The organism is Tenacibaculum sp. Bg11-29 (genome assembly GCF_002836595.1).
GTDB lineage: Bacteria > Bacteroidota > Bacteroidia > Flavobacteriales > Flavobacteriaceae > Polaribacter.
The window spans coordinates 4,232,910-4,247,500 of the sequence record NZ_PJBB01000003.1 but is presented as its reverse complement, the minus strand read 5'-3'; the positions used below and the strand labels follow the sequence as shown (position 1 = coordinate 4,247,500).

The 14,591-nt window shown below is 28.2% G+C and carries 19 protein-coding genes (1 of these 19 only partly in view); 1 reads left to right on the top strand and 18 read right to left on the bottom strand.

The annotated features are described in order from the left end of the window. From CXF68_RS19105 to CXF68_RS19075, 7 genes are all read right to left on the bottom strand, one after another. On the bottom strand, positions 1 to 37 hold the beginning of the coding sequence (locus tag CXF68_RS19105; RefSeq protein WP_101047599.1) for a YggS family pyridoxal phosphate-dependent enzyme. The gene continues 689 nt to the left of window position 1, outside the view; only the first 37 of its 726 coding nucleotides appear in the window; its start codon is at positions 35 to 37; the stop codon falls past the left edge of the window. Positions 38 to 357: 320 nt separating this feature from the next. Beyond that, complete coding sequence (locus CXF68_RS19100) at positions 358 to 1,824, bottom strand: catalase (protein ID WP_101046810.1); 1,467 nt, start codon at positions 1,822 to 1,824, stop codon at positions 358 to 360. A 113-nt stretch (positions 1,825 to 1,937) separates the two neighbouring features. Then, positions 1,938 to 2,180 carry a DUF2024 family protein gene (locus tag CXF68_RS19095; protein ID WP_101046808.1) on the bottom strand — a complete coding sequence of 81 codons (243 nt, stop codon included), beginning with the start codon at positions 2,178 to 2,180 and terminating at the stop codon, positions 1,938 to 1,940. A 114-nt stretch (positions 2,181 to 2,294) separates the two neighbouring features. Next, positions 2,295 to 3,023: a hypothetical protein gene (locus CXF68_RS19090; RefSeq protein ID WP_101046806.1), complete on the bottom strand. Its 729-nt coding sequence runs from the start codon at positions 3,021 to 3,023 to the stop codon at positions 2,295 to 2,297. Positions 3,024 to 3,111: 88 nt separating this feature from the next. Further along, positions 3,112 to 3,345: a thioredoxin family protein gene (locus CXF68_RS19085; RefSeq protein ID WP_101046804.1), complete on the bottom strand. Its 234-nt coding sequence runs from the start codon at positions 3,343 to 3,345 to the stop codon at positions 3,112 to 3,114. Positions 3,346 to 3,439: 94 nt separating this feature from the next. Next, positions 3,440 to 4,327 (bottom strand): dihydrodipicolinate synthase family protein, encoded by an 888-nt coding sequence (locus CXF68_RS19080; protein ID WP_101046802.1) that lies wholly within the window; start codon positions 4,325 to 4,327, stop codon positions 3,440 to 3,442. 20 nt (positions 4,328 to 4,347) lie between these two features. Then, positions 4,348 to 4,806 (bottom strand): cupin domain-containing protein, encoded by a 459-nt coding sequence (locus CXF68_RS19075; protein WP_101046800.1) that lies wholly within the window; start codon positions 4,804 to 4,806, stop codon positions 4,348 to 4,350. A gap of 89 nt (positions 4,807 to 4,895) precedes the next feature. Between CXF68_RS19075 and CXF68_RS19070 the strand changes: the two genes are divergently transcribed. Further along, the gene (locus CXF68_RS19070) at positions 4,896 to 6,302 is read left to right on the top strand and encodes a PLP-dependent aminotransferase family protein (RefSeq protein ID WP_101046798.1); all 1,407 of its coding nucleotides are present in this window, start codon (positions 4,896 to 4,898) and stop codon (positions 6,300 to 6,302) included. Positions 6,303 to 6,314: 12 nt separating this feature from the next. Here the strand turns inward: CXF68_RS19070 and CXF68_RS19065 are convergent, their stop codons facing one another. The 11 genes from CXF68_RS19065 to CXF68_RS20745 all read right to left on the bottom strand — a co-directional run bounded on the left by CXF68_RS19065 (position 6,315) and on the right by CXF68_RS20745 (position 14,549). Further along, positions 6,315 to 6,896, bottom strand: a complete 582-nt coding sequence (locus CXF68_RS19065; RefSeq protein WP_101046796.1) for a MarR family winged helix-turn-helix transcriptional regulator — start codon at positions 6,894 to 6,896, stop codon at positions 6,315 to 6,317. Further along, a complete protein-coding gene (locus tag CXF68_RS19060; RefSeq protein WP_101046794.1) occupies positions 6,886 to 7,626 on the bottom strand; it encodes an AAA family ATPase in 741 nt (246 codons plus the stop codon). The genes CXF68_RS19065 and CXF68_RS19060 overlap by 11 nt, the downstream gene beginning before the upstream one ends. A gap of 50 nt (positions 7,627 to 7,676) precedes the next feature. Next, positions 7,677 to 8,030, bottom strand: coding sequence for a gamma-glutamylcyclotransferase family protein (locus CXF68_RS19055; protein WP_101046792.1), 354 nt, complete (start codon positions 8,028 to 8,030; stop codon positions 7,677 to 7,679). Positions 8,031 to 8,033: 3 nt separating this feature from the next. Then, positions 8,034 to 8,291: a DUF2024 family protein gene (locus CXF68_RS19050; RefSeq protein WP_101046790.1), complete on the bottom strand. Its 258-nt coding sequence runs from the start codon at positions 8,289 to 8,291 to the stop codon at positions 8,034 to 8,036. A gap of 59 nt (positions 8,292 to 8,350) precedes the next feature. After that, positions 8,351 to 8,584: a thioredoxin family protein gene (locus CXF68_RS19045; RefSeq protein ID WP_101046788.1), complete on the bottom strand. Its 234-nt coding sequence runs from the start codon at positions 8,582 to 8,584 to the stop codon at positions 8,351 to 8,353. Positions 8,585 to 9,729: 1,145 nt separating this feature from the next. Beyond that, positions 9,730 to 10,716 carry a hypothetical protein gene (locus tag CXF68_RS19030; RefSeq protein WP_101046786.1) on the bottom strand — a complete coding sequence of 329 codons (987 nt, stop codon included), beginning with the start codon at positions 10,714 to 10,716 and terminating at the stop codon, positions 9,730 to 9,732. Beyond that, positions 10,713 to 11,294, bottom strand: coding sequence for a hypothetical protein (locus CXF68_RS19025; RefSeq protein ID WP_101046784.1), 582 nt, complete (start codon positions 11,292 to 11,294; stop codon positions 10,713 to 10,715). The genes CXF68_RS19030 and CXF68_RS19025 overlap by 4 nt, the downstream gene beginning before the upstream one ends. A gap of 210 nt (positions 11,295 to 11,504) precedes the next feature. Then, entirely contained in the window at positions 11,505 to 11,939 is a 435-nt protein-coding gene (locus tag CXF68_RS19020; protein ID WP_101046782.1) for a hypothetical protein, read from the bottom strand. 1,090 nt (positions 11,940 to 13,029) lie between these two features. Then, positions 13,030 to 13,530, bottom strand: coding sequence for a hypothetical protein (locus tag CXF68_RS19010; RefSeq protein WP_101046780.1), 501 nt, complete (start codon positions 13,528 to 13,530; stop codon positions 13,030 to 13,032). Between the two features lie 433 nt (positions 13,531 to 13,963). Then, a complete protein-coding gene (locus CXF68_RS19000) occupies positions 13,964 to 14,320 on the bottom strand; it encodes a hypothetical protein (RefSeq protein ID WP_101046775.1) in 357 nt (118 codons plus the stop codon). Between the two features lie 67 nt (positions 14,321 to 14,387). Then, the gene (locus tag CXF68_RS20745) at positions 14,388 to 14,549 is read right to left on the bottom strand and encodes a hypothetical protein (protein WP_157822010.1); all 162 of its coding nucleotides are present in this window, start codon (positions 14,547 to 14,549) and stop codon (positions 14,388 to 14,390) included. Positions 14,550 to 14,591: the final 42 nt, after the last annotated feature.

Genomic DNA, 14,591 nt, shown 5'->3' with positions numbered 1-14,591 from the left:
TACGAATGATGTTTAAATTATTTGTAATGTTTTCCATCAGTTGTGTAGTGTTTGATGTTCTGGATAATCTATTTGTTGCTTTAAATTTTGTAATTGTTTTCAATTAGCTTACAATAATGATTATTATCCTCTTATTTGTAAAGGTAACAAGTTAAAGACATTCGTTTTGTAGAGATGATATCCTTTTGATTTAATTGATAAATTAATTGCTTTTAAGAAATGATCTTTTCTGTTTCGGATAGAGTATAAATAGATTCATTTAAAGCACTAGTAAAGACAATAGACTTGTTTTTGCGACAGTATCTTTTTCTCTACTAGTGTAAAACTTCTAGAACCTTTTGAATTTAGTATAAGCTATTAACTTATATCTAAATCTGTTAGTTTAATATTCAAAGCAATAGCAATTCCTTTACCATAATTAGGATCTGCTTTATAACAATTTTGAATGTGCCTTTCTTGTATAAATTTTTCTGCACTTCCTAATGATCTAGCAGTATTTTCAAATAACACTTGCTGTTGATTTGTAGTCATTATTCTAAATAAGTTACCAGGTTGGGTGAAGTAGTCATCATCATCATCTCTAAAATCATAATGATCTGCTGCTCCATCTAAAGCTAGATTTGGTTCTTGAAATTGCTTTTGTTCTTGCCATTTACCATAACTATTAGGTTCGTAATGAACGGTTCCTCCGCCGTTACCATCTACTCTCATTGCACCATCTTTATGATGATTATGAAAAGGGCATTTAGGCGCGTTTACAGGAATTTGATAGTGATTAACTCCAAGACGATAGCGTTGGGTATCTCCATAAGAGAATAGCCTACCTTGCAACATTTTGTCAGGTGAAAAACTTATTCCTGGGACTACATTAGCAGGATTAAAAGCAGCTTGCTCTACATCTGCAAAATAGTTTTCTGGATTTCTATTTAGTTCTAAGGTTCCTACATCAATCAACGGGTAATCTTTATGAGACCATACTTTTGTTAAATCGAAAGGATTTGTTGGATGGTTTTTTGCTTGAGATTCGGTCATTATTTGAATCTTCAAATTCCACTTAGGGAAATCTTTGTTCTCTATACTATCAAAAAGATCGCGCTGATGACTTTCTCTATCTTTACCTACCAAAACTTCTGCTTCTTGATCGGTAAGGGTTTGAATACCTTGAGCTGTTTTAAAATGAAATTTCACCCAAGAACGTTCATTATTATCGTTTATGAAACTAAAGGTATGACTTCCATAACCATTCATAGTACGATATGACTTTGGAATGCCCCGCTCACTCATTGTCATTGTTACTTGATGCAATGATTCTGGTAAAAGTGTCCAATAGTCCCAATTATTATTAGCACTTCTTAAGTTTGTTTTGGGGTCTCTTTTTACTGCTTTATTAAGGTCAGGAAACTTATATGGATCACGTATAAAAAATACAGGTGTATTGTTCCCTACAAGATCCCAATTACCTTCTTCTGTATAAAATTTAACAGCAAAACCTCTAATATCACGCTCTGCATCTGCCGCTCCACGTTCTCCAGCAACAGTAGAAAAACGTAAAAACACATCTGTTTTTTTTCCTATTTCAGAAAATATCTTAGCTTTTGTATATTTAGTTATATCATGTGTAACGGTAAACGATCCAAAAGCAGCTGATCCTTTTGCATGCATTCTTCTCTCTGGAATTACTTCTCTATCGAAATGAGCCATTTTTTCGAGATACCATACATCTTGCATTAACATAGGCCCTCGTTTTCCTGCTGTTTGCACATTTTGGTTTTCGGATATTGGTCTTCCAGAAACCGATGTCAATTTGTTTTTAGATTCTTCCATAATTTTATTAATTTATAATGAAGGTATTATTTCTCACAATTAAGAATTTAAGGAGAAAGAACTCTTAAATATAGGGATTTAAGACATACACCTTTTTATTTATACTATAATTCTTAACAGTTTTCCATTTCAATAATGTAATATCCTTTTTCTTTGATGGACTGTTCAACTTCTTCAGGTGCAGCTTCCATATGACAGAAATTACATTCTTTAGTTGTTAATTTGAAATTAGGAATTCCTTTTTTTCCATACTTGTATACGTTTTCGATAGTATCCTTATCTTCAACAAGGATATCAAAATGCATTACTGTATTTTCATCTTTTGGTACGTATGTATCGTAAACTGAAATTTTCATTTTATATTTATTTTAAGTTAATTACTTTATTTAGATATAAGATATATTGAATTCCAATTGTAAAAAAATCTTTACGTTTTAATATAGAAGGGTTTTAAATTCTACAACCAATTATTATTTATTTTTCACAGTATAAGGAAGGGACAAGTCTCCACTTGCTATACTAAGTACATTATAAACCCCCAGCATAGGCATATCTTTTTTACTTGCATTTACAATCATATGTGTAGCAACAGCATCATAAGTAAATACTGTTTGATTGTTCATTCTGTAATCAGGAATAACCACTATAATAGTATTTCCTTTTGTTGTTACAGGAAATCCTGGAGAATCCATATACATAGGCATTCCAGGATTTGTAGGAGGTAATGTTACGTTATCAGCTTTAGTAAATTGTTTTACAGCTAATCCTCCAGGAACACGTTTATCTTCATGAAGAACAACCCAATGAGTATGCCATATAATACCATCGTTAGCAAAATCTGTATCATTATTTTCATCCCAAATAGGAGTATCATCAAAGTCCGGGTGAGACGTTAACGCCATTGCAACCATAGCTTCTGTCATACTAAAACCTACATCTGTTGGTTTTAATGACGTAGGAAATACGTATCCTAATACTGGAGCACCATCCATAGAACCGTTAGGTATTGGAGTTGTTTTACCTGCTGTTCCTTTTACATCAATTCTCCAAACACTTACACTTAAATCTGAGTGATGTATTACTTCTGCTTTCGTGATTTTAAAATCGTCATTATCATAAGCTTTTACTTTTTGAACACAAGATTTAGTGCTTAAACTTAGACTCATTAATCCTGTTAATGCTAATACACTTAATTTCATTTTATAAATTTTTATGGTTATAAATATTTTTAATAAAAGTTAGGAATTCTTAAATAATATGGGTTCCTAACTTTTATAGAATGAGGAATTACCCCTTTAGATCTGCTATAAATGCACCATAGTTTAGGTGTAATACATTACCATTAGGAGTTAATAAAACTGGTACAGACTCTACGCCTGTAGTTTCAGCTTCGGATATTCTATCTCTTACGTCACCTATATTTACAATCTCTACGTTATCATTTCCTATAAGATTAACTATGTCGTGTTCTGCACTAATACAAACTGGACATCCTGCGTGATAAAAAACAGATTTACTCATTTTTATTATATTTAAATTATTTTATAAGCATTATTGCCTATGTGAATTTAGTTTGGATTCCTTTTTAAAAAAATAATTAGAATGTTTTTTAAAATTACACCTCAGCTATTTTTTCTAACAACTCTCTTAATTCATTGTAGTCACTTGATAGCATTGGTTTTAGAGGACTTCTTAAATATCCGCCATCTTCACCAAGAATATTAAGCCCTGCTTTTATAGATCTAGGTAGTCCAACTCTCACAATAAATTTTAGTAAATCTAGTTGTTTATGAAAAATAATTTGAGCTTCTTGAAGATCATTTTTTTCAATTGCTTCATATAATTTTACATTCAAATCTGGAATTAAATTATGAGCAGCCGTGCACCATCCAGTAGCTCCAGCAGCAAAGGCGCCTAAAGCAAGTGGATTCGATCCGTTGAAAAAGGCTACTTTATCTCCAAGTGTTTTTTTCAAATAATGCATGCGTTGAATATCACCTGTACTTTCTTTTATCATTGTAACATTTGATATTGTTAACAATCTTTCCAGTAATTCTGTAGGCATATCAACACCACTTGTTGCAGGATTATTGTAAGCCATAATAGGAATGCTTATTTCTTGAGCAACTGTATTATAATGATCAAAAATTTCATCAGCTGTTAACTTCCAATAGCTCATAGGAATAATCATTACTGCATCTACACCTTGTTGTTCAGCATATTTGGCATGATGTATTGTTCTTTCTGTTGTTAGATTTGATACGCCAACCAAAACGGGAATTCTTCCTTTAACTTGCTCGATAGTTGCTTTAACAATACTTTCTTTTTCAGAATCATTCAAATATGGTAATACACCAGTGCTTCCTAAAGGCGCTATTACGTTTGCATTATTTAGTACTAATCTTTCAACTAGTTTTTTAAATAATGGAATATCGACACTCTCGTCTTTTTTGAAAGGTGTAATTGGATATGCAATTATACCTTTAAATTTATTGTTGTTCATATAGTAAATGAATTGTTGATTTATAAATCTCTTCCTTCTTCTTCTCTTAAGGCAACTCCTAAGTTTTGAAGTTGTGGCGCATTTTCACAAGCTAAATACTTAGCAGAATTATCATTGCTTAGATTTCCATGTCTGTGCCATGCCCATGATGGGATATAGACAGCATCACCAGCTTTCCATGCTATTCTTTTATCTTCTACTTCTGTCCAACCAGATCCTTCAATCACATATAAAACAGTTTCATAAGTATGTCTATGTCTACTGGTAACTTGGTTTGGAAGTAACCCTCCAATTGTCATAGATACATTTTTACTAGGTAAGTCAATAAAATGAACTGGATGCTTCCTCTCTTCAGAAAACTGACTGTGAACACCTTCGCCTTCAACACTTCTGTGAATGAGTCTTTCAGGCATTCTAACTTCTGGTTTCGCGAATGTTTGATGAAAATCTTTTGAACTAAAATCTTTTTTTTCTGACATTTTAAATGTTTTAAGTATTAATTATTGGCAAATTTAAAATACATTTGGTCTATTAAAATGATCCAGTTTTATTAAAAATAGATAGACCAATGAATAGGTTATGGGATTTTGACATACAGATATCTTTAGAAGGCGATAAAGCCGTGTATCTTCAAATAGTGGATGCTTTTATATTAGCGATAAGAAAACAACGTTTAAAACCTGGTGAAATATTACCTAGCTCAAGAAAACTAGCTTCTATTATTGGTGTAAATAGAAATACAATAATAAAAGCACAAGATATTTTAATAGTAGAGGGATGGCTTATTTCTAAAAATAGAACAGGCATTTTTGTAGCAGAATTGATAATTGAATTAGATGAAAAAATAGCAGCGGTTGAAGAGAGTCTGCTAATAAAGAAGAAATCTTTAATAGTAATTGATGATGGAGTTCCTGACACTAAAATAGCACCAATAAAGGAATTGGCTAGTGCGTATAGAAGAGTATTTGGCTTAAAGTCAAAATTAAATATACTGGGATATACTGATAGTAGAGGGAGTAGTGAATTTAGAAAAATAATTTCACAAATGCTGAATCACAGAAGAGGTATGAATGTTACTTCAGATGAGATATGTATTACTCGTGGTAGTCAAATGGCATTATACTTAATTGCTCATTCTTTATTTAGACCAAAAGATATTATTTTAGTTGAAAACCCTGGGTATCAACCAGCATGGAAAGCATTTGAAAGTGCTGGGGCAATTCTTATGCCTATTGGTGTAGATAATCTTGGGCTAAAAATTAATGAGGTAGAAAGCTTACTTCTAAAAGGAATTAATATAAAAGGAATATACATAACTCCGCATCATCAATACCCAACAACTGTATCACTTAGTTTAAAACGAAAACTAAAATTAGTAGAATTATCGAATAAGTATAATTTCACTATTATTGAAGATGATTATGATCATGAATTTCATTTTGATCATAGACCAATTTTACCTATTTCAAGTTTATCAAATGTGAAAAACTATGTGTATATAGGTACTTTTAGTAAGATTATTGCTCCTTCATTACGTATCGGTTTTTTAGTGTGCAATGTTGAATCTATTGAGAAAATAGCTTCTTTAAGAGAAATTATTGATATACAAAATGATTCTATTATGGAAAGAGCCATCATGGAATTGATTAAGAACGGAGATATAAGGAGACATTTAAAAAGGGCTTCTAAAAATTATATTGAAAAAAGAAACTATTGTGATAGTTTATTGAAGATTCATTTAAAAGATAAAGTACAGTATACTACCCCTTCAGGAGGTTTGGCTTTTTGGATAACTCCCCTGAAAACAATACAGATTGAAGATTTAATTAGTAAACTAGAAATGGCTGGAGTTGGAATTACAGATGCTTCAAAATATTGTATTAACAACTCTTTTCAAGGATTTAGATTTGGATATGGGAGTTTAAGTAAACCTAATATTGAAAAAGTTATAATAGCATTAGATAAGATATTATAAGTTCAAGGTACTTTAATTTTGTAGTATTTGATGCTCATCACAATCTATTCTCAAATCGATATTTTTCAATGGTTTTTCCATTAAATTACAATAGTGTTGATTACCATCTTTTTTGTAATAATAGCAAGTTAAGCACATTCGTTGCGTAGAGATAACTTCTCTTTGATTCAATTGATAAATAAGTTGCATTAGTTGCTTTAAAAAAATACCTTTTTCAGGTTCAGATAAAAAATCTATAGATTGATTTAATACCGTTGTAAAGTCACTTGTTTTTTCTACAATTTCTTTTCCTTTTTTAGTTAGTTGTACCGTAAAGCTTCTAGAATCTTTAACGTTGATAACTTTAGTAAGTAATTCTTTTTTGAGTAATACCTTAATAGAGTCACTAATTGTAGCTTTTGTTAAATCAAATTCTGTAGCTAAAAAACTCACTTTTAAATCTTCTTTTTTATGAGTATTGCAAAAAATTAATAGCTGTATCTGAATAGGACTTATTTTATATAATTTACTTTTTTCCCAAAGCAAAACTCGAAAAGCTTTCGAGATTCGTTCTAATCCGTTTATTATTTTTTGATTAACGCTACTATTTTCCATCCAATGCTGCTATTGTTATTTCTTTTGCCTCTTCAATTTCTATAACTTTATTTTTAACAGCCCTAAAAGTTATGTCTTTAGCCTCTGCATACGAAATAGAATAACAACGTTCTACATTTCTAAACTCTTCAGGAAATTGGAGTAACAAAGAATCATAATACTTATCTAATTCCTCATTATTAGGAGCCTCAAATTTTAGTTTTAATTGAAAACGTCTTAATAAAGCAGTATCAATAATGCTAGCGTGATTGGTTGCTGCAATTAATAATGTGCCGTTTGGTAATTGATCTATAAGCTGAATAACGGTGTTTACCAAGCGTTTCATTTCACCAGAATCTTTGTTATCGTAGTCACGTATTTTTCCTATATAATCAAACTCATCTAAAAAGAGAACAGCATTTTCTCGAGATGCTTTTTTAAAAACTTCTGTAATGTTTTTGGCCGTTTCACCAAGACGAGAAGATATAATGCCACCTAAATTAAGGGTAAATATTTTTTTATCTAATATTTTAGCAATTGCTTTAGCTGTAGTTGTTTTTCCACAACCTGTATGACCGAATAGAAGTAATTTATTATCTACAGGTAATTTGTAGTCGTTTAATATATTGATGTACTTAAACTCTTTAAGTAATTGCTGTAAGACAATTTTATTACTCGAACTTAAATGAATATTACCTAATTCAATAGTTGTTTTATTTTTTGAGTTTAAGATTAAATCATATATAGCCATTGATATTCTTCTTTTAAAAAAGCAAAGTTAGTAATCCTAATTAAAGATGCCTAATGATTTTTATTAGATATATAAACCCAAGCTTTTTTACCAGATTGAAATGTTTCTAAAACTCTTTTATAATCAGAAACTTCATATACATCTGTTTGTATAAGTTCTTGCGCTGTAATCTCAAAAATAACACCTTTAATACATTCTTTTTTATTTTTTGAACAGATGGCTATTGGATGAAATTGTTGTTGACTTTTAGCGAATACGTTTTTATCCGTAATTTTAAGATGTTCTAACTTGTAATTATTTAGAACATCTTTAAAACCGATTAGTTTTCTACCATAGTTTTTTAGTTGAACGTTTTCTAATTGTAGTGTTCCGTAAGAAAAAAGATACTGTTTTTTAGCATTCATAGCCTAACAGTTTTCCATTTCTATGATATAGTAGCCATCTCTTAAAACAATTTTTTCTACTTCGGTAGGTGCTGTTTCCATATGGCAAAACTTACATTCGTTAGTAGTTAATTGTTTATTAGATAAATTTTTTGAAGCCAGGTATTCTTTTCCAAAAGCAATAGCATTTTCTAATGTTTTGCTTTCTTCAACTAATATATCGAAGTGCATAACAATGTTATTATTTTTTTTAACATATGTATCGTAAACTGAAATTTTCATAAGTATTTGTTTAAGTTAAAGTAGTGAGTAAAATTCACTCACTACTTTAATATTTTTTATTATCCTTTTACATCTGCCATAGATGCTCCAAAATTAAGGTGTAACACGTTTTTACTTGGAGTTAATAATGCTGGTACAGATTTTACGCCTGCTAGTTCAGCTTCATTAATTCTTGATTTGTCTTCACCAATGTTTACAATTTCTACATTGTCTTTTCCAACTAATGCTATAATATCATGTTCTGCACTAATGCATACACTACAACCTGCGTGATAAAAAATTGATTTACTCATTTGTTTATTTTTTAAGATTATTAAATAATGATGTTATGAATTCACGTCACAAATATAGTAAGGAATCCTAACTAAAAAAATATTTTGGAATTTATTTTTTTTGAAGTTTGATTTTATTCATTAAAAGAAGTAGATTTTTTACTAAGTATAGGTATCTAAAATATAGAAGAGTTAATGAATTAGAGAGTACTATAGGGAGTTGAAAAGGAAGAGGATTTATGTAGTTTTTTTATGTTGTTGATTAGGTTAACAGTATGAATGCATTTAAAATAGAGAGGTGGAATAGGTGAAAATTTACTTAGGGTAGATATAAACCAAAAAGAATAAAAGGGGCGATAATCAATTTAAAAATGATGCATATGGGTTTAAGATCTTTCTAAAAAGACTTCTTAAAGAACCTTTAGTTTTTACGATCCTTTAATACATATAAACATAATAAAGGGTGTAAATAAATTGTTAACAAAAGAAAGAGTAAAAAACTAGCATTAATGGTAGTTTCAAATAAGTTAATAAAACAAAGTTTTGCAATCGAAAAATCAGGATTATTTTATTATAAAGTTTTTTCCACTATAAAAAGATAATAGAAGAAGATTATTGAGAAAATCCTTCTGATTTTAAATGACACAACTCTTTATATAATTTGAATTTAACTAATAAGCGTAGTTTTTATTTTTGCTTATTTTTGTACAGTTTTAAACTGTATATTTCTAGAGCTGTAGATGCTTGTACAGTTTTTAGATTTTATTTTTTAGGATTGTATATAGCTGTACAATCCTAAAAATTAATTTTTTGTAGTGTACAAAATAATTGCGCTAATTATTTAAAAATAAACTTAATTATTAGGTCGGTTTGAAGAATAAAAAGATGATAATTAAAACAAGTAAATAAGGTAATGCGTCTACCTGCTGTTGCTTATAATTTAAAGAAATACTTAAAATTCATTACTAAAAAGGTGAATATGATAGATAGTATCGTTTTTAGGTAGTTTCAATAAATATGTATTTAAAAACAAACAGGTGTTTGTTTTAAACTTACTTAATTTTAGTTTTTAGAAAGCCTGCGTAAAAAATAAAAGCCCAAAGAAGAGCCTATTTTATCGCTGTTTTTTATAGACTTGTGCAACGGTTACCATTGTTAGTAAATGTTTATTTCCTTTCTACTCTGAATGTACATTTGTATTTTAGCATTAACCCTAAATATTTTCCCTCAAGTTTCATTTGCCATAAAATTGAAGCATCTTTATATTCATAAGATTGTAGTCCATTTTTATTTGGGTATAAAAATTTAATTTCTGGACTAGATTTAAAATTCTCTAATTTTTTCTTTTCAGAAGTGAAAATAGTTTCAGTATATGTTGAAGAAGAAGTTCCTCTATTGTCAATTACTTTTTCGATTATTACATAATATAAAGAAGGTTTTATTAGGTTGAATTTTTTTGTCTTTAATATTTTACAAATGAATGCGTTTTCGTCTTTTAACGTTTTCATTGAGATTGTCCCTAAAGAACTTCCAATATATTTAGTTATTAAATATGTTAACAAAATTGTACAGGCTATTCCTAATATTATGTAGAAAGGATTAAATTCGGGTATTAAATAAGCATAAGTACTGCCAAATATTAGTAATGTAAATAGTCCTACAATTAAGTTAGTTTGAATATTGAAATCGGTTTCTGTCTCGACAACTTGGTAATTAATATTTAAATTTTCTATTTTGAAATACTTAGAAATTTTAATAGTATAATCTGATGTAATAAATGATTTTATTTGTGAAAATATATTTTTTTCTAGTCTTTCTAAATCATTATCGTTTACGTCTATTTGAATTTCTAAATTGTAAGAAAAGCTTACATTTTTTCCGTTATAAGAATTTATTTCGAAGTTAGATGAATTAAAGGTAAAGGGAATTTTAGATGACTCGTTTTTTATTAATTCTTTTTTATCTGAAATTTTAAATGACAAAACTTCATCTTTATAACTAGACATTCTCCCTCTAGCCTCTAAAAAGATAACACCCATTATTTTATCTAGAGTTATTGTTTCATAAGATTTTATAGTCAAATAACCTGATGTATTGTTATCATTAACAACTTCATTTATGAAAATTTCTTTTTCTATTATAGCTTTTGTCATTGGTATTTCTCATAAAGATAATTAATGATTCCTCTGTAATTATCCCCAAATTTTTGGATTAATAATTTTATTTCATTTTCAGTAAAGGTTTCTTGTTTCTTCTTTTTATAAGAAGCAAGTTGTAATCTTTTGTTTAATACTTCACGAAGTATTTCTTTATCAATACCTTTAAATTTAATAGAATAGTTGTCTTTTCTGGCCAAGAAACAATCAAGTTTTCTAGACAAATGAGTTGTATAGATAACTTTTTCTTTTATTTTGAATAATCGAATTCTGTCAAATATGTTTAGATGATGAATGCTATCAATGAAAACTATGCTTGCTTTATCATTTATAATATCAGTAATTGTTGAACTTGAGTTTAATAAGAATATTGGATATTCTGTCATTTGCTTTTGTAAATAAATCAAATGAGTAGTTTTTCCTCTACCTTGTTTTCCTAAAAATTCAATATTTAATGAATCCGAATTATTAATTTTAGAAACAATGTTATCTAAATTAAACTTAGGGACTAAAATTTTTTCAATATCATCTTCTAATATTCCAGAGAAAGGATTGTATTTAAATCTGTTATTCAATTTTTTTTAATATTTGATATGTTTCGGCTCGTATGGTTACTAGGTTAATTAAAATTACTTAATTTCCGATTAAGTATTTAGCTAAGTTTTTTAATTTTGTTTTATTATAAATCCAAATCAAAAAAATTTGACGGACTTTATAAAATACTTTAATTTTCGAGGTAATTATCAAAACCTGTATTAACTACAGCTATTTTTTGCACAATATATTTAGTTCTTTTTATATTCGATTAGTTTTTCTTTTAGTTTTTCCGCTCCATTTTTATCAAAAGGAAAGTCAGACGGTTCTAAATCATAATTTTCCGAGAGCCATTTGAAAAAGACTTGATATTGTTCTCGCCTTGGTTTGTCATATTCTAAATACCCATCAAATTCTCCTCCAATAATCTTGATTATTTTTCCATTACTTATTTTATAAACACGTTTTGATTTGTATGGACTAATCCCTAATAACTTATCTCTTTTTGAATAGTATGTTGAAATTGTTTCCACAAAGTTTGAGTCCGTTTTAATAATTTCAACTTTTTCTAAGTCATTCATAACTTTTCCCCAAGAGTAGTTTTTACTATAATGGGTCTTGTTGCTTATGACGGTATCTTTTTCCCATAATTCAATAAAGTCTTTGTGCAATAAATTGAAAGTCATTATAGAATCCTTGTTGTTATATGACTTAATAAATTCATTTACTATCTGGACGTTATTTTGTGAATTACATCTAAGAAAAATAAAACAGCTAAATATTAGTAAATAGATTTTTTTCATATGTTGTACAATATTCATTATAAGAAACGTAGGGCAATTTATAAGCACTTTCGTTTCGGTTTATTACTTAACTAAATATAAATATATAGCTTTTATATTTTCTTCTATAAAGCCATATTTAACGGACTTTATTAATATGCACTAAACTTTTTGTTAAACGAAAATGCTCTATTTTTTTTATACATCTTAAGTTAGCAATTTAATAAAAAGGTTAAATTTAAGAGATATAAATCAGAAAGAATAAAAGAGAGAATTAAGGTTAATTTATACGGTGAAGCATTAGACTTCGACAATATTGGTAATTGGCTCTCTTTTCTACTAAAAATCACGTTCAGTTCTGTGAGACCTAGATCTCGATTTCAAGTTGTTGTGAGTCAAGTAGCTTATTCTTTCATAAATCAGTTCTTATGAATAAATATAAGGAAATTTTTGGAGTTGACATTAGCAAAGATGTATTTGATATTTTTGGAAATAAAAGGGGCGATAATCAATTTAAAAATGAGGTATTTGGATTTAAGACTTTTCTAAAAAGTCTTCTGATTTTAAATGACACAATTCTTTTATATAATTTTAATTCAACTAATAAACGTAGTTTTTATTTTTACTTATTTTTCGTACAGTTTTTAAATTTTATTTTTTAAGATTGTATATGGTTGTACAATCCTGAAAATTATTTTTTTTGTAGTGTACAAAATAATTACGCTAATTATTTAAAATTAAACTTAATTATTAAGTAGGTTTGAAGAATAAAAAGATGATAATTAAAACAAGTAAATAAGGTAATGCGTCTACCTGTTGTTGCTTATAATTCATTACCAAAAGGTGAAAAAATGATGCAAGAGTATCGTTTTTAGATTTTCTCAATAAATATGTTTTTAAAAACAAACAGGTGTTCGTTTTAAGCTCTCTTAATTTTAGTTTTTTAGAGTTACATAATCAATATATAAATAATCATTTATTGAGGGGTCAACTGCTAAAATTTCTCCTGTTCTTTTATTTTCAATAATAACAAAATCATGGTCTTTAAAAAAGGCTGATTTGAAATATTTATGAATATTAATACCAAATAAATAAAGTTCCCTTTGTGTGGTTTAGCTATCCAATTATTATCAAGAGCGTACTTTTTTAATAGATAATTGCAATTTGCAGAAAAAAATGTTGCATAACCAATGCAGTTAGCTGTTTTAGTGTTTATAAGTTTATTTGGTTCAATATGATTTTTAGATGCTGTAAATCTTAATAATCGTGAGGTTGCTGAAAGACCCATATCTATTATTTTTTCAATTTTAGGGCCTTTAGCATTGATAGTATTTTCTTCAATATATTTAATAAGATTTTTATTTGTAGCCGAATAGCTTACTCTTTCTCCGATTGATTTATATGTAATAACTTTTCTGTAAACCGATCCTCGAAATACAAGCCCAATTAAAACTATAATCAAGATACTTTGCAATATTCGTTTTAAAATTTTCATTGATTATTTAAAGGGATAATACTTCCTAATAATAAAATATAAATAGTAATTTTAATAATGAAAAAGACAATCATCATTAAAAGATACATCCAAACAATCTTATTTTGATTTTTCAAGGTAGTTAAAATGACTATTAAGCATAAAGGAACTTGAATTATTTCTAAAAAAGGAGAGAAAATAAATGTAAGACCAGATATTCCCAAGAAGAAATTGGGAATATAAACTTCAAAATACATAGCAATAAAATTAAGTATAAATAGGCTAAATACTATTACACTCATATATATATTAATCTTCCAAAATAGTTTCATTAATCAAAAGGGTTTAAATCTCTTATTTTATCCATAATCTTTTCTATTGTTTTTTGGCTTTTTTCTAAAGTAGTTTTCGTTCTTGTGGTAAATAATAAAAACTTTCTTTATGTTGTAAAGGGTTATTTATAATTAGATAATTTTATTTTTGGTCTGTTATATTTGCTGTCTTTAGATATTATAAAAATAGTATCTCCAAAAGGTTGTTCTTTCATAAACTCTCCGCTTTGAATACTTAATGTTTTTAAGGCATGTAATTGATATCCTTCTTTGTGAAAAATTAATTCTCTTGTTTTTTTTGCAATATTAATTTCAAAATAACCATCTTTTTTACTAAGAGTTGTATCTAATAAGTTTTTAACCCGAATTTCAACTTTGGAAATAGGTGTTCTAGTATCAAAATCATAGACATAGCCATAATATCTTACAGAGCAAGAATAAAAGAACAAGGTAATTAATAAGAAAATTATTTTCTTCATTTCAAACTTATTTTAGTTAACCAGATTAAACTTAATGAGTCTTTTTGTGACGAAACTCTTCTTTTTTTTAAATAATCATAGGACGAAAATCATCTACATATTTCATTAGGTCAATCTCTTTCCCTCCCGTAGGGTATCTTGTTCCTTTAACAGGGCTTTGAATAATCACACTTGGATGCGAAGTTTCTTTATGACTGTATGAGTGGTATTTACCCTTTAATTGACCCAATAGTTGATGCCCTACTTCATGAGCAGCAGTTTTTTAAATTCT

Coding starts and splice junctions, on each gene's coding strand:
- CXF68_RS19100 (WP_101046810.1), bottom strand. CDS start 1,824: ATGGAAGAATCTAAAAACAAATTGACATCGGTTTCTGGAAGACCAATA.
- CXF68_RS19055 (WP_101046792.1), bottom strand. CDS start 8,030: ATGAATGCTAAAAAACAGTATCTTTTTTCTTACGGAACACTACAATTA.
- CXF68_RS19010 (WP_101046780.1), bottom strand. CDS start 13,530: ATGAAAATTTTAAAACGAATATTGCAAAGTATCTTGATTATAGTTTTA.
- CXF68_RS19070 (WP_101046798.1), top strand. CDS start 4,896: ATGAATAGGTTATGGGATTTTGACATACAGATATCTTTAGAAGGCGAT.
- CXF68_RS19050 (WP_101046790.1), bottom strand. CDS start 8,291: ATGAAAATTTCAGTTTACGATACATATGTTAAAAAAAATAATAACATT.
- CXF68_RS19000 (WP_101046775.1), bottom strand. CDS start 14,320: ATGAAGAAAATAATTTTCTTATTAATTACCTTGTTCTTTTATTCTTGC.
- CXF68_RS19020 (WP_101046782.1), bottom strand. CDS start 11,939: ATGACTTTCAATTTATTGCACAAAGACTTTATTGAATTATGGGAAAAA.
- CXF68_RS19030 (WP_101046786.1), bottom strand. CDS start 10,716: ATGACAAAAGCTATAATAGAAAAAGAAATTTTCATAAATGAAGTTGTT.
- CXF68_RS19045 (WP_101046788.1), bottom strand. CDS start 8,584: ATGAGTAAATCAATTTTTTATCACGCAGGTTGTAGTGTATGCATTAGT.
- CXF68_RS19075 (WP_101046800.1), bottom strand. CDS start 4,806: ATGTCAGAAAAAAAAGATTTTAGTTCAAAAGATTTTCATCAAACATTC.
- CXF68_RS19080 (WP_101046802.1), bottom strand. CDS start 4,327: ATGAACAACAATAAATTTAAAGGTATAATTGCATATCCAATTACACCT.
- CXF68_RS19060 (WP_101046794.1), bottom strand. CDS start 7,626: ATGGCTATATATGATTTAATCTTAAACTCAAAAAATAAAACAACTATT.
- CXF68_RS19090 (WP_101046806.1), bottom strand. CDS start 3,023: ATGAAATTAAGTGTATTAGCATTAACAGGATTAATGAGTCTAAGTTTA.
- CXF68_RS19095 (WP_101046808.1), bottom strand. CDS start 2,180: ATGAAAATTTCAGTTTACGATACATACGTACCAAAAGATGAAAATACA.
- CXF68_RS19085 (WP_101046804.1), bottom strand. CDS start 3,345: ATGAGTAAATCTGTTTTTTATCACGCAGGATGTCCAGTTTGTATTAGT.
- CXF68_RS19065 (WP_101046796.1), bottom strand. CDS start 6,896: ATGGAAAATAGTAGCGTTAATCAAAAAATAATAAACGGATTAGAACGA.